Genomic DNA, 21,402 nt, shown 5'->3' on the forward strand with positions numbered 1-21,402 from the left:
CTGGAAAAAGGTTTCCATGTCAAGCGGCATTCCAGCAAGGTTATCCGTCAGCATTTCGCTGCAGTGCCTGAGGACGAACCAGGGCTCCTTCCGCCGACGAGACGGCGGCGCATTGAGAGGCTCGCAGCCAGTTCCTCCCCCGGCTCGACCTCGATCCCTGCCGTTTACGGCTGCCCGGATGTTTGCAGCATCAGTGCCGGACGCAGCGTCTCATATACTTTCTCGCGGGAATACAGCTCCGCTTCCGCATTCTGCCCCTCGGTATCGGCGACCAGAATCGAAGCTTGGCCGCCCCGCCGGCCGTTCACATAATCGGTCAGCTCCTGCGAGGACAGCGAGTAAGCCTGGATCGTATTGCCTGTGACAGTGATGCTTCCCAAGTAGACTGCCGTCGAGCCGATGCCGGTCACCTGCGTCCCGCCGGCGGCATGATTGGGCGATGCGTTCCAGGTTAAGCCGCTCTCGCTCCATGAAGCGTCCGAAAGTCCGTATACGTCGAATCGGTATGCATCGTCCCCGGGATTGGCGTCGGTCAGTCTGCCGCTTAGCCGCAGCTGCGCGGAGGCGATGCCGCCGACTGCAGGCACGTTGAACTTATAATAGGCGATCGAAGCCGCGGTTCCGTCCGGACTCGTCGTCATTCGGAAGCTTTGCGCGTCGTTCGAGTCTCCCGCGCCGAAATTTGCATCCGGCCGGGAGCGGTCGGCCCAAGCGTCTTCCGCGGCGGCTGCCTGCCGGTCGAACACGGCCTGTACCGCAGAATTCACCAGCAAATCCGCGGCGATGTTGCCCGCAATCTCATTGTCCTCAAGAACGATCCCCGTACCCGCATCGATCTGAACGCCGGTCCGGTTGCCCGTTACCGTATTGCCGGCGATCCAAACATCGGCAGGGTCTCCGGCTCCGACATTGCCGTTGTTTTTGTCCCCCGCATCCCGCATCACGACGATGCCTCTCGAACTCGGCCCCGAGAAACCGCGGATGACGTTATTTCTTATGATCGTTCTCGGCGCATTCAGTACTTCGATGCCGTCATCCGTAACGAACTCCCGCGTCGGTTCCAGCTCGGGATCGAACTCGATCAGATTGTTCTCGACAATCGTATCGGGCGAGCCCATCATTAATTGAATGCCGCGCAGCGAATTGCGGATCACATTGTCGTGAATGTAATTGTACGGGCCGGATGCGTCGTGATTGCTCGGAGACGAACCGCCGGTATTGCCTACGCCGATGCCTCCGCCGTGCCAGACGCCCGTCACCGTATTGCCATATACTTCGTTCAAATATTCGTCCTCGCCGTGCAAATCGATCGCATCCAGCGCCGTCCCGGTAAACGTGTTGTCTCTAACGACGTTATTATGCGTATAAGCCTGCAGCAGCGCTCCGTGACGCAGCGCATTCGTGCCGTCAAATAAATTGTTCTGCACCACGTTCCAGCGGGAGTCGTTATAATATCCGAGCCGGTCTTCCTTAAACACCCCTTGAATATCTACGCCGTAGCCGGCCCCGCCGCCTCCGATATCCGTAGCGTTGCGGAAGAGCGAATGCTGGACGACGACATCGTGAGCTTTGCTGATCCTCACGCCGAGCCGCTCGTACTTCTCCACCGTCACATGGTCGACCACGATGTTATGCGGCTCGTTATTCGTATTCGTAGTGCCGGAAGAGCTGTCGTCAATGTAAATGCCGGATTTCGGCCCGCCGCGCTCCGGGCTGGAAACCGTCGTGTCGGTCGGATAAGCCCCCGTCCAAGAGGAGCTGATCGTCAGGTTGGAGATGACGATGCCGTTCTTGTTGATCGCCGCCATGACGCGGCTGTTGCTTCCGGTCAGCGAAGAACCGGCCCGATTGTCGAAATCGGAAATCAAGATCGTCCCTTCCTGACTTTCTCCCCGCAGATTGACGCCGCTTTTCAGCACCAGGTTCGAGTTCGCATCTCCCGGAGCCGCCGTCTTCAAGTTATACACGCCATTGGGGAAATACAGCTCATCGCCAGGCTGAGCTTCGTCGATAGCCCGCTGTATGGCCGGACGGTCGTCCTCGCCGTCGGCCGGATCGGCGCCGTATTCGGCGGCGACATCGATCGTTCGGCCCGTCACCGCATTGGGCTGCGGCAGCAGATGAGGCGTTCCATCGGCGTTGTACAGCCCCGCTTTCAAATAAGGGACGGCCGTCGGAGCATGAGAGCCCGGTTCCTCGGCTACAGGCTCGAGGACGGCCCCGTTCGGATTGGGCGCATACACCTGAAGCTCTTGAATGCCGTTATACGCGGTCGCCGAGTTGCCTTCGCCGGTCAGCTTAATATAGCGCGCTTCCGTATCGGGAAGCTGCACAGCTTCCAATCCGGCGGAAGAACCGCTGCTTTGGCCCGTATATACCCTTGTCCATGCGAGTCCGTCATTAGACACGTCGAGATGGAACCGGGATGAACGGACGTCTCCTTTGTACCAGGCGATACCCAAATAACCGATTGAAGATACGGCGCCCAAATCGTATTGAATCCACTGTCCCTGACCGTTTGCGCCCCAGCGCGTGCTCAGCTTGTTGTCCGCCGAAGCTTGCGGCTTGTTGCCGTCGTCCGAGCTTGCCGTTATCCCCGCCGGATCGAGCGGGTATCTGGACCGGGGAGTAGCGCTTGCCGGAGCCGAGTCGTCGCTGCTCACCCCGCTGTCGTTAACCGCCTGAACGACATAATAATAGGTCGTTCCGTTCGACAGCGATCCGCTATCCTCCAGCGCGAGGGCATTAAGTCCGGCAGCGATCGGCATAAACGGTCCGGTCGGAGAAGCCGACCGCTTGACGGTATATCCCGCCGCTTCGTTCACCGGACTCCAAGCCACCTTCACTTTGCCATTGCCCGGGATAGCCGTAACAGCCGAAGGGGAGTCAGGAGGCGTCGACGGAGACGCGGCGACCTGCACGGACAACGGGCCTTCGCCCTGGGCGTTCACTCCCGCCACGGCGTAATAGTAAATGTGTCCGGGGATCAGCCCGGTATCCGTATAAGAGAGCGCTGCCGCTCCGACCTCCCCGATCGTCTCGTAAGGCCCGCCCGGCTGCTCGCTGCGCTTGATACGGTAAGCGGTCACGTCGGCGGACGCGTTCCAGGTTAAGGCGGCCTGCGACAGGCCGACCACCGCGAACAAACCGGCCGGGGCCGCCGGCGGAACCGTTGAAGCCGTCGAAGCGGCCGTCAGTTCGCCCGACGGGAGTCCCTCCGCTTCGGGGCGATCCTCGGCGGACGCGACAGCCGATACGACATAGCTGTAAGCGGTCCCGTCAGGCACGAGGTCCGTGTACGAAGCTTCGCTGACGGTGGCAAGCGTCGTATACGGGCCGCCCGGAGAGGAGCTGCGCTTCACGGCATAGCGGCCGCCCGTTCCGTTCCAGCCGAGGCTGATCTGCCCGTCGACGGCGGCCATCGCCGCGAGTCCCGTCGGGGCCGGCGGCACGACGTTGACCGCGTACATATCGTCGAATGACGCCGCAGCTCCTCCCGCGGCGAAGAATCCGACCCGATTCGCAGCGGTGCCGCCGGGCGCTTCCGAGAGCGAAGTGTCCTCCGCGACGTAAAGCGTCGGACCTCCTTCCGCCGAACCGGCCAGCGATGCGCCGCTCACCGTCAGCTTCAACCGGTAATAGCGGTCCGCATCGAAGCCGGGGATGACGGCCGACTTCAACGTCGTGTTAGCGCCCGCCGCTCGCTTGCCGAGGCTGAGCTTCCCGTCCCGATTCAGCGATAACCAGTAATAATTGCTGCTGTCTCTGTAGCGGGCCGTAATGCCGGCGGCGGCGGTCGTGTCGGATTTGACGAGCGCCGAGTAAGCGACATTGTTCCCTACGAAATCCTTGTTGTAGAGCAGCGTCGTGGAGGACTGCTGCCCCCCGATCCGGATGAAATGATTCGCGGCTTCGTCCGCGTCGGCCTCGACGGACCAGTTATTGGCGCTTGCATTGGCCGCCCAATGGTAGGCGGTGCTGCTGCTCGTGTTGAATACGGCGCTTGTGCTGAACCCTTGAAAGTCTTCATAGATGTCGGTCTCCGTTGTAACGGCGCGCGCCGTTCCGGGAAGCTGCGCCGCTCCGCAGAGGAGCAGCCCCGCCGTCAAGCAGCTGACGCTACTTTTCCAAAGCCATAACGATGGCTTGCTGCGCATGATTCAATCTCCTTTCGTTTCTAAGAGTGTGGTGAACAAGTCCGCTGCGGTGCCCATTTGATTTTCCAATCGCATGTAACCGCTATCATTACATCCCGGAAATCACCCCCTTTCCAACGCAAAACGCCTTCTTTCCCGGCGTTTCATCCGCTCCAATCGCAGTCTATCCGGCCATAACTGACATAACGGCAAAACAGCTTGGAGCTTGTACCGCAGGCTCCCCGGCGGGATCGTCGTCGCTCTCTTCCCGCAGTCGCCTGATGGTCCATCTCCAAGCTGTTCATATCCGAAGCTTATATTCGGTCCAACCGCAGCCCCTCGGCCGGGTCGAGCCGAGCCCGCCAGCGCTCGCCCGGCCAGCTGAGCTCGACGGCCCGCGTTCCCGCGGCGGCCGCTTCCGGGCCGGCGAATGCAGCAGGCCGGCTGCTGTCGCTGTACGCCGTCACGAACGAAGCGCTCGTGCCGTGCTGCCTGTGCAGCAGCCCGTTCATGCTGCGGGCCGGATTATCGGCCGGCCCGGGGGTTTCGGCGAGCATGATCCGCGAGCCCGGCGGCGCCAGCATCGACAACGCGGCGCCTTCTCCTCCCGCCGCCGCACTCATTTCGACGGAGCAGACACTCTCGCCGCTTCCCGCCGTCCATTCGGCCAGCGGGCGCACGAAGCGGTAAGGACCCTCTCCGTCGTCCAGCAGCCGGTTTGCCGGAGGCTGCCACAGCTCCCGGCGGTACGCGGGTTCAAGCCGCGGACTGTGCATCCACCAGTCGATCGTCGCTTCCGAATCGAGCTCCGCAACGAACCAGTCGAGCAGCCAGCGATCGGTCAGCCACAGATGGCGCTCCAGTCTGCAGCCCGGATACGCTTCCGTCGAGCGCAGCCAGACGTACGTTCCCGACTCGCCGTCTTCATACCGGACGAGCTCGCCGGTATGCGCCGCCTGCGACCGGTTGTTCACCGTCACCGTATTATGGCTCTGCGCGCAAGCATACCAATCTTTGCGCAGGCCCGATCCGTACGGCACCATCCCCAGCTCCGGCGCCAGCCAGCCGTCCCGGCCGGCTATGGTCAAATGCAGCTTGTCGTCATGGCCGTGCGAGCCGCCGTGCGGGCCGTAGTCGGCATAGAAGGACAAGCGTCCTCCCGGGCGGCGGCCGATAACGAATCCGGACGTCTCCAGCAGCCGGGAGCCCCTCTGCTTCGCCTGCGCCTCGTCTTCGGACCGCGCATCCGGCTCCCAGCTCCCTTGTCCGTACAGCAGCGCCTCCAGTCCCGCTCTCTGCGGACTGCCATACATATAGCGGTACGCTTCCCGGAGTATCGGAACGCAGCCCGCCTTGCCGTAACGGGCATAACCTATCTCCACGGTTTCGGCGATTTCCCGGGCGTACGGCACGCGCCGGTACGGTCCGTCATGCAGCGCAGGCAGCTCTCCCCGCTCGTTCGCCAGATCGGCCAGCACATCGAGCATGCCTTCGAACGATTGGCCCTGCTCGCCGCGCGCCGCATACAGATCGATACCGAAGCGTTCCGCCATCTCGGCGGCGATGAAATAGGCGCGCAGAACGAACACATGGTAATACGTCGTTCCTTCGTACTCCATCTGATCCGGGTTGACGCCGATCGTAAGATGATGCTTCAAGCCCGCAAAGCCGTCGACTAGCTCCCGCATCTTGTTCTCATCGCGATTCCGCGCATAGACGCAAGCGAGCGCCGCATTCAACCATGCCGTATAATTGCTTTCCGGCTTGCCCTGCTCCTCCGCAAGCAGCTTGCGCGCCTGCGTCATGCTCTCTTCCAGCATCGCGAAGAACAAATCCAGCTTCTCCGCTTCGGCGAACTCGTAGCCTTCGTCCGTCAGCAGCAGGCAGGCGCGCAGCAGCGTCGTCGCCCAAATCGCTTCGGTCAGCGCCTGATGGAACGCCCTGCCTTTGAGCATCCACCCTTCCGCCTCCGGATGAACGGGATACTTCGGGAACTGCTCCGCATAGCGCAGCAGCACGCCAGCGCTCCAGTCGGCGTAACGCCGCCCCCGGCCTGCGGCATATAGCGCCGCCGCTTCAAGCGCGAAACGGGCGCATGACTGATGCTTCATCACGAGCCAGGCGCCGCGGTACGGCTCGCCATGGAGCGCACAGCCGTAAGGACATAGAAACTCCGTCGCATCCTCCTCCAGAGGATCGAATAAAAGCTCCGTGTGATGCTCGGGACATACGTATTGATGCCACCAGCCGCCCGGCTCGGCGGGAATGACGGGCTCCGCGCCGAGGAGCGGAGCAAGCTCGCGCTCCAGCTGCCCGGCAATCTCTTCCGCCCAGCGGTATTGCTGCAATTTCTCCCCGATTCTCATCTCATGAACATCCCCCCGTTGATCTCGATCGTCTCTCCCGTCAAGTAATCCGACAGCGGAGAAGCGAGGAACAAGGCGCAGTTGGCCACATCCTCGGGCCTCCCTTCGCGGCCGAGCGGAATTCCGGCTACGGTCGCTTTACGGGCTTGATCCGAAGTGAAGGTCGAATGGAAGGCGGTCTGGCCGATAAAGCCCGGCGAGAGCACGTTGACGCCGATCCCGTGAGGCGCGGCCTCCTTAGCCAAGCCTTTGGAATAAGCGAGGACGGCCGCCTTGCTCGCCGCGTAGACGGAAGCTCCCGGGCCGCCTCCGTTATGAGCGGCCAGCGACGCCATATTGACGATTTTGCCCTTTCCTTTGGCGATCATGCCAGGGAGCACGGCTTTGCACAGAAATACGGTGCTTTTTAAATTGACATCCATAATTTGGTTATACCGTTCCTCCGTCATCTCCGCGTTAGGCACGCGCTCGATCATATGGCCGGCGTTATTCACAAGAATATCGACGGTCCCCCCGAGCGTCCTCTCCACTTGGGAGATCAGCGCTTCGATGCTGGCGATCCGGGTGACGTCCGCCTGGAAGCATTCCGCCGTGCCGCCTTCCTCCCGGATCGTGCGAACCGCCTGCTCGGCCGCCTCCCGCTTGCTCAAATAATTGATCGCCACCTTCGCGCCCGCCTGCGACAGCTTGCGCGCAATCGCGAAGCCGATGCCCGCGTTTCCTCCTGTCACCAATGCGATTTGTCCCGTTAAATCCGTCGTAATCATATGGCTGCCTCCTCATGTCGTTTGTTGTTAAGCAATTGTTCCACCACCGGCCGCATCATCTCCGCCAGCCGTTCGCCCATCGCGATATGACCGTAATCGGACGGATGAATGAGATCGCTCGTCAGCGACGTAAAGTCCGTCATAATGTCCGAGCCTTCCAGTAAATACAGCTGTCCCGCGCCCTTCGACGCCGCATAACGGCGCAATACGTCGTTAAATTGGCGTTCATTCTCGGTGAAGACGGCGGATCTGTCCTTGAAATAGCTCGCCCGGTTAGGGTACATTGTCGTCAAAAAGATCGGTTTATCCGGATGCTTCTCCGCCAAGCGGTCGAGCAAGTAGCCGGCCCGCTCCTCGAACTGCTCCGGCGAAAACGTCGAGCGCATGTTGACGCCGAGCTCCAGAAAAGCCAGATCCCAATCCTTCCGCTCGGCCAGATGATCGGCCACCTCCGGCTCGCAATGGCAGGAGCCGCTCAGCCCAAGGTTCAGCGCATCGATCTGCAGCCTGCGGGCCGCTTGCTGAATATAGCCGTTGTAGTGGCTCAGCGCTCCGGCCCCCTGCGTAATCGACGAGCCGTATGCGGCGAAGGTCAGCTGCGGCACCTCTTCCCGGGCCGGCGGCCGAATCTCGTGTCCGAACGCATCGATGTCGTAGAACACCGCGCCGAACCGTTCGCAGTACACCCGCCAGACGCGCGAGGAGAAGGCCGCATTGTTCAGCCTCTCCGGCTCCACCTCGGCGAAGCGCTCCGGAATTTCGAGCGATATCGTTTGGATGACGCCGGCTTGCAGCGTATGGGCCGAATGAAAAAAATCGCCGCGAAACACCAGCACGCGCCCGTTCGTTTCCAGCGAAGACAGCGTAATCCGCACATGCTTCGCATCGGTTACGAAGCGCAGCTCGCAGCCGTTGGACTGCACGGCCTTCGTCCGGCCGTTTTCCGACAGCGCGTGGCGCACCCGCTTCGGGAAGCGGTGCAGCCGCAGCCCCGGCAGCAGCTCCCTTCGTTCCAGCTCCGTCACATTATGAAAAGCGATTCCTTGTTCTATCATCCCGGTTTCCCTCGCTTCTTCCGGTTATTTTTTCTTATCGGCCTCTATCGCTTTATTAGCTCTCTCTTCCGCTTCGCGTAAAGCGGTATTCTCGTCCTTGCCTCCGTCTACGGCGACAAGCGCGTTCAGCATCTCTTTGTCGGCGATCGCCTGGTACTCCGTTTTCTCCGTCGGATCGGCGAATTTGGCGGGCAGCAGCGCCTTGATATTTTTTCCTTTCATGTAAGGATCGTCGGCGGCGAAGGTTTTCATCAGCTCGGTCTGATTTTTCAAAATCGAAAAATTGCCCGCCTTCACAAAATATTGCTGGAATTCATCGGAAGTCACATAATCGAGTACTTGGAAGGCAGCGTCCTTGTTTTTGCTCTCTTTGGATATGTAGAAATAGGTAGGGTACGATTGCGGGCCTACGCCGGGCTTTTCCTTGAATACAGGGAGTTGAACGACATCCCAATTGACCGTATCCTTGAACGTTTTTGCGGTCGTGCTGAGGGCGGCGAACATGGCGACGTTCTGATCCTTATAGAAGGGCTCCTGCTGGCTGACCAGATTGTACTTATGATCCAGAAGACCGTTGCCGGGAATTTTGTAGAAGCGCGCCAAATTTTCAAAAGCCTGCCTGAACGCGTCGGACGTGTACGCCGCCTTGGAGGTCGCCGGATCGATATGGGGAGCCGACAGCTGATTCAGCTGCATCAAATGCTGCACCGACATCGTCATGCCTTTGTACTGCTGGCCGTTTTCGCTGCGCGTCATCGTTTTGGCCAAATCGTACGCTTCATCCCATGTCATGCCGTCGGTCGGATAAGGAACGCCGAACTTGTCGAACAAGCTTTTGTTGTAAAAGAGCGCTCCCGACGTCGTGCTGACGGGAAGCCCGTAGATGCCGCCGTCCGCCAGCTGCCGCTGGATGTCGATCGTCGAAGGCTCAAGCCGCGACAAATCGTAGTTGTACTTCTTGATCAGGCCGCTGATGTCGTCCTGCATCTCGTAGGCAAGCAGGAAATTCGAGGTCAAGCCGATGGAAGTAATCAAAATATCGATCGTCTGACCCGAAGTAATGACGGCCGGCAGCGTCTGCGCATCCTTCTGGGGAATAAACTTGAGCGTATAGCTCGGAAACTTCTTCTTGATCTCGTTGCCATAGGTTTCCATGAACTGCTGCTCCGTCCAGCCGTTGATGCATACGTAGAATACAAGCTCCGTCGGCGTCTCGCTCACCTGCTTCACCAGATCGGAGCCCCCGGCATCGGCATCGCCTTTCGCCGTCTCCGCAGCTTTCGGCCCCTGACAGGCCGAGAGCGACGCTGCCAGCATACCGGCGGCAAGAACTGCGAGACATTTACGTTTGGTCCGCATTCGTAACCCTCCTCTTATGATACTGCCCCTCCAATTTTATTAACCCTTATCTGACTCACAAAATCAATATAACCGATATTGGAAGCGCGGTCAATATGTTATAAACCGATTTTGTAGGTTAAATATGAGTTAATTTCTTTTTTTCAGCAACAAAAAAACGCCTTCGGCGTCGTTGAACATCATACGGATGCGTATATTTTCGATGAGCATACATGACATGCAAAAACCCGGGACGCCGTCTTCTGCCGGCTTCGCCCCGGGTTGAATAAGTGCTGGTTGCGGTGCATTTTTACAGGGAATCCACAAGCTTTCCTCGGCCCGCTTCCGGAAGCAGCTGCTCCAGCCGCCGGCACAGCGTCTCCCGATCCAGCAGCCCCGAGAGAAACAGCATGATTTCCCGCTGCATCTCCTTCAGCTGATTGTTGCTGAGACCCATCTCGGTAATTAGCCGGAAGGTTGGAATGATCTCCCTGTACATGAAAAACCGGGACGGCCTGTACGCCTCTTCTTCCCCCTGCCACTCCATCGCATGACGGTGAGCCGTAATGTTCAGCGTCTGCCTGCGGATCGTCAATTGGGTTTCGTAGGAAGTCATGAAATCGACGAGCAGCTTGGCCGCTTCCTTATTGCGGGAACGGCTGCTTACGGCCAAACCGTTGACGATCAGCAGCGTATGGTGATTGGCGTAACCCGGAAGCGGCGAAACGTCGAACGAAATACCCGCATCCTTCAGCTGGTTGAGGAAAAAGTAGGTCGTCATAATGACCGATACCTTCCCTTCCAAGAAGAGCGCCTCCGCATCGGCGTCGCTCTCCGACAACAACACCGGGAACACGTCCGTCATCTCCATCAGCTCCCGGCAAATTTCCAAGCCACCGATCGCCTTGTTCGCCGTCAGATGATATTCCCCGGCGTTATCAGGCTCGAACGTATCTCCGCTTTGCAGCATAAACAGCGGCCAACGGTTGCGCGAGGGCAGATAGAAGTAGAATCCGAACCTCTGTCCTTTGACGGCCAGCTGCCGCCCGTACCGGAACAAATCCTGCCATGTCCAGCTGCTGTCCGGCTCCGGCACCTGCGCTTCGCGGAAATGGTCCTTGTTGTAGCAGAGCACAACCGGAGAGAAAATAAACGGCTGCACCAGCGTATCCCCGCCCCTGCGGAACGGGGCCGCCGCAAACGGATACAGCTGTTCGTCCGGTTCAAGCGGCTCAAGCAGCTCCGTACGCCCGCCCTCGATGAAATCTTGAAAGTTATTGTTGTTGAGCATGGCCGCATCCAGCATCTCGGCTTCCAAATATTCCTTGAGCGTCCGGCTGTAGCTGCTGGACGGCAGCTCTACCGGCTGCACCTGAATATGCGGATACCGCCGGTGGAACGCATCCAGCAGCTTGTCCATGCCGGCCAGCGCGCCTGTGGACCGAACGTAGCCGAAGCGGATCGTCGTGCGATTCTCCGACGGCGGGCGGATGACCCGGTTGCCCACGCGGGCGATCTTCTCGATCAAGCCTTCCTCGACCAGCTTCTCCAGTCCTTTGCGGACGGAATTATTGCTTAATTGAAACTGTATTTCCAGATCGTTCTCCGACGGCAGAAAGCTGCCGACGGGGATTTTGCCCGAAATGATATCCTCACGCAAAGTAACGATCATCTCATCCAAGCGTGCGCGAAAATATTTGCGGCTGTTTCTTTTTTGCATGAAGTTACCTCACATCTGCCTCATTCAGCATGATTTCCTTTTATTAGCATACTGTAAAAGGCAGGGCCGATACAAGAGGGCAAGCTTTTCTTTCCGTTACGAGCCGCGTTAAAGCGGCAGCCCCTCTGCTATCCGGCTGAGCGGCATAAGCAGGGAGGCTTGCTGGGATCGGTCATGGCTGCCCTTCGAATCCTGGCGCCATCATGCCTCTCGCCCTTTCGCCCGCTCAGCGCTGCCGGACGGCGGCAATACGCTGCCAGTCGCTGTCGACGAACTGTCCCATATACCATAACGCTACGCCCTTTAAGCCGTAATATCGGGCAACCCATATTTTGCGGTCGATGCTGTCGGCGTCTTCATAGAACAATTCATTGTCTGCAGTGTCCGTAAACTGAATATGCCGGTTAAGATAAGGAATCGATAATGATTGCGCAACCCCTGCTTTCTTCAACCTCTCCTCCACCGCGCTGCTGGCCGGAGAAGCGTAACCCGCCTCCGCTCCGGCTCCAATGAACTGGTCGGTCTTCTTGCCGATGCCAAGAATGAGCTTCTCCTTGGGCACCCCCGCGGCGAGCGTGTCGCGCACCGATTCCGCCACCAGGGGCAGCGGGGCCGACGGCAGCCGGTCGGCTTTGCTTAAGAAATTATACGCCATCAATATGACCGCATCCGCCTGCGCGCCGATCGCCTTCAGGTCATATCCTTTGTAGTAATACACCGGCGGAACCGCGACAGTCAGCTTCTTACCGTTCAGCACCGCCTTCACTTCGTGCAGAAAAGCCGTAAAATCGTCTTTCGCAGCCTCGTCGTACAAATCTTCAAAATCGATGCATACCCCTGAGAACCCGTAACGCGGGTCGTTCACAACCGCGGCGAGCGATTCGGCAAACTGGGTGCGCGCCGCCGCATCTCCCAAGAACGATTCCACGTCGTGGGATTTATTGGCAAAAACGACCAAATCCTTGGCTGCTCCGCTTTTGTCCGCCGCAGCGGTTACTTCCTCCCAGCCTTCCGGCAAATTAAACTTGTACGGATCGCCAGCCGAATCGAGCTTCGCCTTCCCCGCTCCCTCATAAGCCAAATGCCACCAGCCCAGCGCGACCTGATCCAGCAAGCTCATGCGTTCTATGCTGTTGTACGACTGAATCGCATAAAAGCCCGTGACGGTCAGCGGCTTCGCCGACGCCGTCCGATGAAGCAGCCGGTCGATAACGGCCGCCGCTTCCTGCCGGCTGAGCGAGGCGTCCGGATTCAATCCGCTGTCGCTGCCCTCGAGCATCCCCTGCTTCACCGCATAATACGCATAAGGAGCGAGCGGAGCATCTACCTGAGCCGCATCCGGGAACGCCCGGGCGTCCCGCTCCTTCTCCCAGCCGCCGTCGAGCCACTGCTTCCGGTCGGCGTCCGCCGCTTCGCTCAGCAGCATGGCACCTAGCGCATATGCCACCTCTTCGCGGCGAATAGGGACGTCCGGTTGAAAATTGCCGTCGCTGTCGACCAACGCATCGACCCAGCGGCGCTGCAAGGCCGCTTCGATCATCGGATAAGACCAGCGCTCCGGGTCCACATCCTTCAGCTTCACCGTCTCGCCTTGCTCGCCCGGGACGGCGCCGGAGGCGGCTGTCATCATCTTGATGAACTCTTCCCGGGACATTGCGGCGAGCGGGCGGAATCCTCCGTCCGCATATCCGTCAATCGCCTGAACCGCCGCCAATTGATAAATAGGCTCGGCAGACCAGTCGCGTTCCCCCACATCGCGAAACGGGATCAATCTGGATTCGTAAGCGTGGGCCGTCGCCGAGCCTGCCAGCAGCAAGCCGAGCGACGCCAACATCATTGTTTTGGCAACTATGTTCCCGCACCTCCCATGACTTTCCTTGCGTCTAAGCCTAACTCTCATGAAGTAAAGACGTATCGCAAGCGGAAAAAGTTTCTTGCTCGCAGCTGTCTTTTGGGTTTCTACAGGACAAAAGGCGCCCGGGCGTCCGTCAGCAACGGACAAAAGCCCCGGCGCTTATGTTCGCGCCGGGGCTCCCTATCTTATGCAAACTATTAGTGAATATTGGACAATCCGATGACGCCGTATTCAGGCCAATGATAAAAATCCAGTCCGAGCGACAAATTGGCGGATGTACGGACCAGCGGTTCATTCAGCAAGCCTTTCATCAGTTCCTTCGTCATGACCAGTTCGTATTCACGGTCACCCTTCTTCAGGAAGTAACGAATGTTGCGGATCGTCTTCCCGTCCGCATCTTGAACCAAATCCATGAACGGCACCGTCTGCTGCTGCATCGTTTCCCCGTACTCAAGTCTGCGGTCCACATGATACGTCGCCTGATCGTCGGCTATGCGGTCGATCACAATATCCGGCTCCCCTTCGTTAACGGAGGACAGCTTCATGATCAGCGCCGGATGCTCGACCGGATCGAACGGGCGCGTGTCTTTGACCGACACGGTATACGTATCGGCATCCCAGCCCACCAGCAGCCCGAGCTTCTCCGCCGTATCTCTTAGCGGCACATAGACGACGCCATGATAATTAAACGGCTGATATTCCGGCGCATATATTTTCCCGTCGACCTTCGCCTGCACGTCGGAGTAGGTCACCGTCGCCTCGAACGGGTCCGTTCCGATAGGAATCGCCTCCGCCGTATCCTTGAATTCGGATTGCGAAGGATCGCCCTTGGCCGCGATCCCCGCCCACTCGGAGCGCAGCAGTATTTCATACCGGTTGGACTCCGCATTCCAGACCGTTACATAGCCGAGCGTATCGCGGAAAAACGTCATCGGCACATACAGCGCGTTTTTGAAATTGAGCGCTTGCGGCGTAACCGGAGCTCTGGCCCCGTTATACGTTACCGTTACGTTGCTGCCGGGGTATAACGTGACCTGCTGTTCGCCCGGCTGCGGCGTCGGCACCATATCGATATCCTTCACGTCGTTTACACGATCCGTCGCTTCCTGCCCCTCGTATACGTCGAATACTCCGGCCGCAGGACGGCCCAGCTTATTGTTGGCGTAGACCAGGTAGTTGTGGCCGAGCTCGAACGTTACGCCGCATTGGTCGCTGTCTGGCGCGGTCAGCACGTTGCGGACATAACTGCCTTTCAGATTTAATTCCGTCACGAAGGTCGCCAGACGGTACGGCTGCCCCTTGTAGAACACATCTTCCACCTTCGTCACCGACCCGTAAAGTACATTGCTTGCCAGCGAGTAATCGTACTCGGCGGAAGTCGCTTCCCCTTTGGAGCATGCGTAAACCTTCTGGGGGCTCGTCGTCACTGCCGCCGGAAGGGCAGTCAATGCGACTGCCGCCGCGGCCAGACATGCGATCATCTTTTTTCTCATCACCGACACTCCTCGTTTCATCCCGTAGTCTCTCCCTGTCATCCGCTTCCTTTCTAAGGAAATAATAGGGATAATCATATCATGTATATTCGGAATGAACTCGTTTTTTCCGGGTGTAGGCGAAATTTTTATTTTCCCGGCCACTTCTTATCCCGCCGGTTTGGAAGCTCCTTTGCTATGTTGAAAATAATCGATTCTTTGGATCAAGGTCGGATGCGTGCCCAGGAAAAACTGTACCAGCGCCGGAGGATTCACGTCGGATAAACTGACGGAAGCGAGCTTCTGGAACGCTCTGATCCCCGCGTCCGGATCGCCGCGCAGCTCGACCGCATACGCATCGGCGCTGTGCTCGTTCATCCTGGAGATGGCGTTATCGAGCGGTGAAGCGGCAAAGCTGAGCACGGATACGAGCAGGAGCAGCACCGGCAAGCCGGCATAATCCAGCGGTCCCCGCGCGCGGATCGCGCTTCCCCAGCGGCGATGTATCCAATGAAACAGGCGGAACACGAGCCAGAAGCCGATGAAGCTTTCGACAATGCCCCATAGCGTGCCCCATAAGACATGATGCTTCACGTAATGCCCCATCTCATGGGCCATAATAAATAAGATTTCGTCCGCGTTCAGCTTCTTCAGCGTCGTATCCCACAGCACGATCCGCGTAGTGGAACCGATCCCGGTCACATAGGCGTTCAAAGCGTTGGTCTGCTTCGATTTGTCGACCTGGTACACTTGGTCCGCCGGTATGTTGGCCTGCCCGGCTAATTGCAGTATTTGCTGCTTCAGCTGCTGATCCTGCAGCGGCTTGAAATCGTTAAAAATCGGGGCCAGCACAACGGGCTGAATAAACGTGAAAAACAGCGTCAGCGGAACGGAAACGGCCCATCCCCACAGCCACCAGCGCCGCGGACTCCGCTTGATCGCCGTATACAGCAGCCAATAAAGCGGTATGGAGATGATCATATTGACCCCGAAGCCTTTGGCGATATCCAGCAGCCATGAGGAGGCGCTCTGATTCGTCAGCCCGTACGATCGGTTCAGCTCGTGCAAATAATAATCCAGCGGCAGCTCGATCACATAGAGAGCAAGCTGGAGCAGCAGCAAATAAACCGCCATTCGCAGCAGCGACCATCCCGTCAGCCTCTCCGCCAGACTGCGGAACCAGGAGGAGCAGCCAAGCGTCATTAACACGATCAGAATCCCCCATTCCACCGGGGTCGATATAAAATAAGACAAATACCCGATCGTCGCCAGCCGATGCGCATTCTCAATTTGCTCCGGCGTCATGAATGTGGCCGGGTCCGCCGGTCCGCCGCGCAGCGCGGCAGGAATCTGCCCTGCGGGCTGATGCAGAAAGTAGTAGGCCATAGCCCCGCAATATATAATCAAAATCGCAATCCAGATCCATCCGCGCCTCATAGGGCTCTCCCCGCCTCTCTTCTTATCGTTCATACAAGCGATACCGCTATTTTTCCATTATAGTCCAACCTGTCCCGTTTTATCACCCTGAACGGCTGCGCACGCTCCGCGGCGGCTCAAGGTAAAGATTGCAAACGCAATAAAGCCGCTTATCCTTAATTTCGATAAGCGGCTGTTAACCTGTTTTATTACATTTTTTGAGCCAATAGATGATTCAGCATGTCTTCGAGCGGAACGGTAGCCAAAGCGATGGCCGTATCCGTTACGCCGTAGTAAATGTGCAAAATCCCTTCATCCAACACGCAGCCTGTCGGGAAAATGACATTCGGAATCTGGTAGCCGAACTTCTCGTAATACGTTTCCGGCTCCATAATGAAGTCGGACGTTCTGGCCAGCACTTGATTCGGGTTGTCCAGATCGAGCAGCATCGCGCCTACGCGGTAAACCGTGTTCTGGTCTACGCCGTGATACAGCAGCAGCCATCCGTGCTCGGTGCGGATCGGCGGCGTGGAGCTGCCGATTTTTTTGCCTTCCCAAGCGTTCTCCGCTTTGGCCAGCAGCACAGGCTCTTCCCAATTTTTCAAATCGTCGGAATAGGTGATCCAGATCGCCGCCTGGTCGGTGCCGAACGCTTCGCCGATATATTCTTCGGGTCTGCGAAGCAGAGCGTATTTGCCGTTGATTTTCTCAGGGAAAAGTATATTGTTGCGGTCGTTGATTTCCAGCGGCGTTGTCGTCGTCACGTATTCCCAGTCGATCAGGTTGCGGGAAGATAGCAGGACCGAGCGGGTCAGCCAATGCCCTTCTTCTTCTCCCCAGCCGTCCGGATAGGTCGGAATCGAGCGCTCCGGAATCCCGGTGCCCGTCGGATAATAGTTCATCGCACAAGGCCGCAGCGCAATCGTCATGTAGAACGTATCGTCAATTTTAACCATCCGCGGGTCCTGAACGCTGCCGTACGGAAATCCCAGCATATCCGGGGTTACGACCGGCTTGTCCGTAACATGCGTAAAATGCACGCCGTCTTCGCTTTCCAGCAAGCCCAGGAAGTTTTTGCAAGGGGTCAGCGAGCCGGCGGTCCGCTCGATCATATAATATTTGCCGTTGTCTTTGACGACGGCCGGATTAAATACGGTAGCCAATCTCCATTCATATTCGCCGGGTACTACGATGGGGTTTTCAGGATGTCTTGTAATTTTCATTGATAGTGCCTCCTTGATCCAATGCAATCTTGGTCGTGTTGAAATTTAACGGTATTAACGCTCCACGTCTCTGACGGCTTGATCCATAGCGCGAACAATATCACGTTCGGAAGCCATCGGCGTATCGCCGGCTACGGTGTGCGCCAGCATCCCGGCAGCCGCCGCAAAAGCGACGGTTCTCTGCGGTTCGAGTCCTTCCAGCTCTCCGTGAATGATCCCGCTTGCAAAAGCGTCTCCGGCCCCGATCCGGTCATACACCGGGAACGAAAGAAGATCGGAATAGACGAAAGCCCCTTCTTTAAAAAGATAGCCCTTCAAGCTATGGCGGTTATCGCTTTGGATAGACCGGTGCGTTCCGGCGGCCGCCTGCAGACCGTAACGTTCGGCGACGACCGGAATCAGCTCCTCCAGCTGCTCTTCCCTCGACGTGCGGCTTGTAGGCAGTCCAAGCACATGAATCGCATCCTTTTCGTTCATGAAGACGATATCCGCGAGGCGCAGCATGTCTTCATAATGCGGCTTGGCTTTGGCGTAACCTTCGTCTCCCCACAAGCCCGGCCGGTAGTTGCAGTCGAATATCACCTTGCCGCCGCGCTCTTTTACCGCCCGGGCAAAAGCTTTCATCGCCTCCCTGACGGTATCGTTCATCGCCAGCGTAATGCCGCAGAAATGAGCGGCGTCCACTTCGCCCGCGATGCCCTCAAAGTCGTAGGTTCCGGCCGGAGCCGTATTGAAGCTGCTTTCCTGGCGATTGGAGTAAGTGACACGGCCAGGCCTGTGTCCAAAGCCGTTCTCAAAGAAATACATGCCGATATACGCCCCGCCTCTAAGCACGCGGTTCGTATTCACTCCGAGCTTCCGCAAATAAGCTTCGGCCGCATCCCCCAGCGGGTTATCCGGCAGTCTGGACACCAGACGCCCGTCGTGGCCGTATCGGGACAAGGCCGAAGCGACATTGACGCCGGTTCCCGAAAAGGAATAGCTGAGCATACTGCTCTGTGCTAGAAGATCATGCCCCGGCACCGTAAGGCGCATCATGACCTCTCCAAATGCAGCTATACGCTTAGGCATAATGATCCGCCAGCTTCGTCATCATTCCGTGCAGCTTCTGCACATCGCGGATGATCGTCAGACCGGTAGAAGCGTCGATGATGGAAGAATAAACGTGCGGAATGACCTGAGGCACGCCGGCTTCCAGCGCAATGCGCAAAATCGCTTCAAAGTTGTCCAAATCGATGCCGCCCGTAGGTTCCAACGCGAAACCGGCCTCTGCGCAAGCTTTTGCAACGGCACGCAGCTCGTCTTCCCGCTGCAGTCCCTGCATCGGGAAATATTTCAGAGCGTTGCCGCCCATATCCCTGACCAATGCGATGGCCGCCTCGACAGGCACCACGGCCAGCTCCTGCTGTGCCGCGCTGACCGGACCCGTAGAAATATTGACGAAGCCCGGACGGCCTGTCGGCGAGACAAGGCTGTTGATCCAGCTGTCTTTCCCGCCGAGGTTGGCGCGGGTCGCTCCTACCGCCGGAAATACCTGATTGATATGGCTGCCCGGATAATGCTTGGCGATTTCCGCAACGACAGCGGCTTGCCGGTTATCGCCGGCGCCCAGACCGATGGAAACCGCATCGTCAATTTCCCGGCCGTATGCTTTCATCGCTTCTACAGCTTCCGGCACCGTAGCGTAATCTTTGGATAAGACGCCGACCAGCACATGTCCTTCCGCAGCCTCAAACACCTCCTTGGCGTTGGAAATGTTTTTGGCCAGAACGTTTAAAGCCACCCGATGATTGTAAAATCTTTTTGCGATCTCAGACATGGTTAGAACCTCCTACTATTTCCCGGATTCTGGATTCGATGATCATGATGTCGTCGCCCGCCAGCGGACGGGGATCGATGTCAAAGTATCCTTGTCTTACTCCGTAATCCCGCGTATAAACGGCGATATCGCCGTTTTGCAGCTCATCGTTCAACCGTTTGGCGCTGATCCCCGTCACCGCTTCGTCCACCTTGACGCGGCCTCTATAGATCGCCCGGCCCGCTTCGTCCTGGACGATGGTCACGTCCAGACCCGGAATCCGGCTGAGCGGCATCAAAGCCTGCAATGAAGCTTTCTCCTGCTCGCTGTTATCCTGCTTCACGGCATATTCATCCAGCGCCTGAAGCAGACCGAACGTCGTTTCTTTGCCGACCTTCATGCTGCGGCCGATGCCGTGCAGCTGCACTTTCAGCCATTCGATATAGGTCCGCTTCCCGGCTACGATGCCGGAGGTCGGACCTTCGATCGCTTTGGAGCCGCTGTAAATCGCCAAATCCGATACTTTTACATATTTTTGCAAATCTTCCTCGGCCGCCGCATCGACGATGAGCGGAACCCCTTTACGCTGCGCAACTTCCCATGCCTCCTCCACGGAGATCATATTTTTTTGCACGGCATGATGGGATTTCACATAGAGGATGGCCGCCGTCTTATCCGAAACGGCATCGGCTATATGCTCGGCCCGCCCTTCATTCGCATATCCGACTTCGACAATTTTGCCGCCGCCGAGGTACACCATCGTTTCGACCGGAGCGCCGTATTGCACGTTATGGCCTTTCAGCATGATGATTTCGCTTTGTTCAATCGGCTCCTGATGCAGGCGCACGCTTCTTCGGCGGTCGCCCTTCGTGACGATCGCCGCAACGGACAGCGCAATGCCGCTGGAAGCGGAATTGACGACGACCGCAGCTTCGGAACCGACATGCCGGGCGACGTAATCGCCCGCTTTATCCACCAGATCGGCAATCTCCACATAGCTCTGCCCGCCTTGTCTCATCGCTTCCATAACGGTATCCGTCGGCGCCGAAACGCCGAGAATGCTCATCCGGCCGCTTGCGTTAATAACCCGTTTCAGTCCGTATTTAGCACTTAATGAGTTTGTCACCTATGATTGCCCCTTTCGCTTCAATTCGCCGTGCCGCCGTTCTCGTTTCGCCTTCCGAATCGATCAGCTCGAGCGAGCGTTCCTCCAGCCCGAACAAGGTCAGATTGGCCCGGTCGCCGACCCGGATTCGCCCGAGCTCCGGCCGTTTCAGCCACTCGGCAGCCCGCACCGTCACCCAATCGACGGTTTGCTCGAGCGTATAACCGAGGCAGAGAAATTTGCTGAGCAGGTTGGACATGCTGTACACGGGGCCGTTCAGCCGGTTCCCGCGATAAATGTCCGTGCTGATCGTGTTCGGGTCTATGCCATGCCGCTTGGCGGCTTCCGCCACCCGGAACGAAAAGCTCGCCGTCCCGTGCCCGACGTCCAGATGAACGCCGCGGCGCACGGCTTCCCGAAGCACATCCAGCGGTTTGCCTTCTTCGTCAAACAGATTGTTGCTCTTTCCGTTCAAGTAGTGCGTCACCACATCCCCGCCGCACAGCAGCGGCATCACTTCGCGGATATCCGGCGGCGCCGAGCCGATATGAACCATCAGCGGCAGCCCTGTCCGCTCGGACAGCTCGCGGGCAATCCGCAGCGGTTGAATGCCGCTTTCCCCGACAACGCTTCGGCTGATTCTCGCCTTCAAGCCGACGATAAGATCGGGATGCTCCGATACGGCCTGCAGCAGCTTGTCCCGATCGATCCATTCCAGCCGGCTTAACTCGTCGATTCGTTTCAATCCGATTCGCGAAATATTCAAAAAGGCCAACAGCCGGGTATCCGCTTTCCGCCCTCCGGCAGCCAGATCGCCGATCCGGTCCGCGCCGCAGCTTCCGGCATCGACAATCGTGGTGACTCCCTGCTTGACCCCGATTTCATCGATTTCGTCGCCATACGGATCAAACTCCGGAAAGGCGTGAACATGCAGATCAATCCAGCCGCTGGATACATATGTACCGGGCCGCTCCCAAATTTCCGTTCCCGAGTCCGCACGGCAAAGAGCCGTCCCTCCGGGAACAATATCCGTAATGATTCCGGCGTTAATCGCCACATCCACTTCTTCTCCGCCCACCAGGCGGACACGCCGCAGCAATATGTTTCGATCCATCGGCTTACCTCCTGCCTCTTCTTGCTTACTTCTATAA

14 protein-coding genes are annotated in these 21,402 nt (G+C 58.0%); all 14 read right to left on the reverse strand.

Annotated elements, in window-relative coordinates; genetic code table 11:
* Positions 1-164: 164 nt before the first annotated feature.
* The 14 genes from N0M98_RS10845 to N0M98_RS10910 all read right to left on the reverse strand — a co-directional run bounded on the left by N0M98_RS10845 (position 165) and on the right by N0M98_RS10910 (position 21,365).
* Positions 165-4,157, reverse strand: coding sequence for a discoidin domain-containing protein (locus N0M98_RS10845; RefSeq protein ID WP_259617867.1), 3,993 nt, complete (start codon positions 4,155-4,157; stop codon positions 165-167).
* Between the two features lie 293 nt (positions 4,158-4,450).
* Positions 4,451-6,502 carry a heparinase II/III domain-containing protein gene (locus N0M98_RS10850; RefSeq protein ID WP_259617868.1) on the reverse strand — a complete coding sequence of 684 codons (2,052 nt, stop codon included), beginning with the start codon at positions 6,500-6,502 and terminating at the stop codon, positions 4,451-4,453.
* The gene (locus N0M98_RS10855; RefSeq protein WP_375295472.1) at positions 6,499-7,269 is read right to left on the reverse strand and encodes an SDR family NAD(P)-dependent oxidoreductase; all 771 of its coding nucleotides are present in this window, start codon (positions 7,267-7,269) and stop codon (positions 6,499-6,501) included. The genes N0M98_RS10850 and N0M98_RS10855 overlap by 4 nt, the downstream gene beginning before the upstream one ends.
* Positions 7,266-8,324, reverse strand: a complete 1,059-nt coding sequence (locus N0M98_RS10860; protein ID WP_249864750.1) for an SGNH/GDSL hydrolase family protein — start codon at positions 8,322-8,324, stop codon at positions 7,266-7,268. Before N0M98_RS10860 ends, N0M98_RS10855 begins: the two co-directional genes overlap by 4 nt.
* A gap of 24 nt (positions 8,325-8,348) precedes the next feature.
* Complete coding sequence (locus N0M98_RS10865) at positions 8,349-9,683, reverse strand: ABC transporter substrate-binding protein (RefSeq protein WP_259617869.1); 1,335 nt, start codon at positions 9,681-9,683, stop codon at positions 8,349-8,351.
* Positions 9,684-9,972: 289 nt separating this feature from the next.
* Positions 9,973-11,382, reverse strand: coding sequence for an extracellular solute-binding protein (locus tag N0M98_RS10870; protein ID WP_259617870.1), 1,410 nt, complete (start codon positions 11,380-11,382; stop codon positions 9,973-9,975).
* Between the two features lie 226 nt (positions 11,383-11,608).
* The gene (locus N0M98_RS10875; protein WP_259617871.1) at positions 11,609-13,219 is read right to left on the reverse strand and encodes a glycosyl hydrolase family 18 protein; all 1,611 of its coding nucleotides are present in this window, start codon (positions 13,217-13,219) and stop codon (positions 11,609-11,611) included.
* Positions 13,220-13,434: 215 nt separating this feature from the next.
* Complete coding sequence (locus N0M98_RS10880) at positions 13,435-14,730, reverse strand: stalk domain-containing protein (RefSeq protein ID WP_259617872.1); 1,296 nt, start codon at positions 14,728-14,730, stop codon at positions 13,435-13,437.
* 147 nt (positions 14,731-14,877) lie between these two features.
* Positions 14,878-16,146, reverse strand: coding sequence for a M48 family metallopeptidase (locus N0M98_RS10885; protein WP_259617873.1), 1,269 nt, complete (start codon positions 16,144-16,146; stop codon positions 14,878-14,880).
* A gap of 188 nt (positions 16,147-16,334) precedes the next feature.
* Positions 16,335-17,348: a glycoside hydrolase family 130 protein gene (locus N0M98_RS10890; RefSeq protein ID WP_259617874.1), complete on the reverse strand. Its 1,014-nt coding sequence runs from the start codon at positions 17,346-17,348 to the stop codon at positions 16,335-16,337.
* A gap of 54 nt (positions 17,349-17,402) precedes the next feature.
* Positions 17,403-18,419 carry a sugar kinase gene (locus N0M98_RS10895; protein WP_259617875.1) on the reverse strand — a complete coding sequence of 339 codons (1,017 nt, stop codon included), beginning with the start codon at positions 18,417-18,419 and terminating at the stop codon, positions 17,403-17,405.
* The gene (dagF, locus tag N0M98_RS10900; RefSeq protein ID WP_259617876.1) at positions 18,412-19,167 is read right to left on the reverse strand and encodes a 2-dehydro-3-deoxy-phosphogluconate aldolase; all 756 of its coding nucleotides are present in this window, start codon (positions 19,165-19,167) and stop codon (positions 18,412-18,414) included. The genes N0M98_RS10895 and dagF overlap by 8 nt, the downstream gene beginning before the upstream one ends.
* Positions 19,160-20,272: a DgaE family pyridoxal phosphate-dependent ammonia lyase gene (locus tag N0M98_RS10905; RefSeq protein WP_259617877.1), complete on the reverse strand. Its 1,113-nt coding sequence runs from the start codon at positions 20,270-20,272 to the stop codon at positions 19,160-19,162. Before N0M98_RS10905 ends, dagF begins: the two co-directional genes overlap by 8 nt.
* Entirely contained in the window at positions 20,250-21,365 is a 1,116-nt protein-coding gene (locus N0M98_RS10910; protein ID WP_259617878.1) for an amidohydrolase/deacetylase family metallohydrolase, read from the reverse strand. Before N0M98_RS10910 ends, N0M98_RS10905 begins: the two co-directional genes overlap by 23 nt.
* Positions 21,366-21,402 lie beyond the last annotated feature (37 nt).

It is taken from the genome of Paenibacillus doosanensis (genome assembly GCF_025060755.1).
Lineage (GTDB): Bacteria > Bacillota > Bacilli > Paenibacillales > NBRC-103111 > Paenibacillus_S > Paenibacillus_S doosanensis.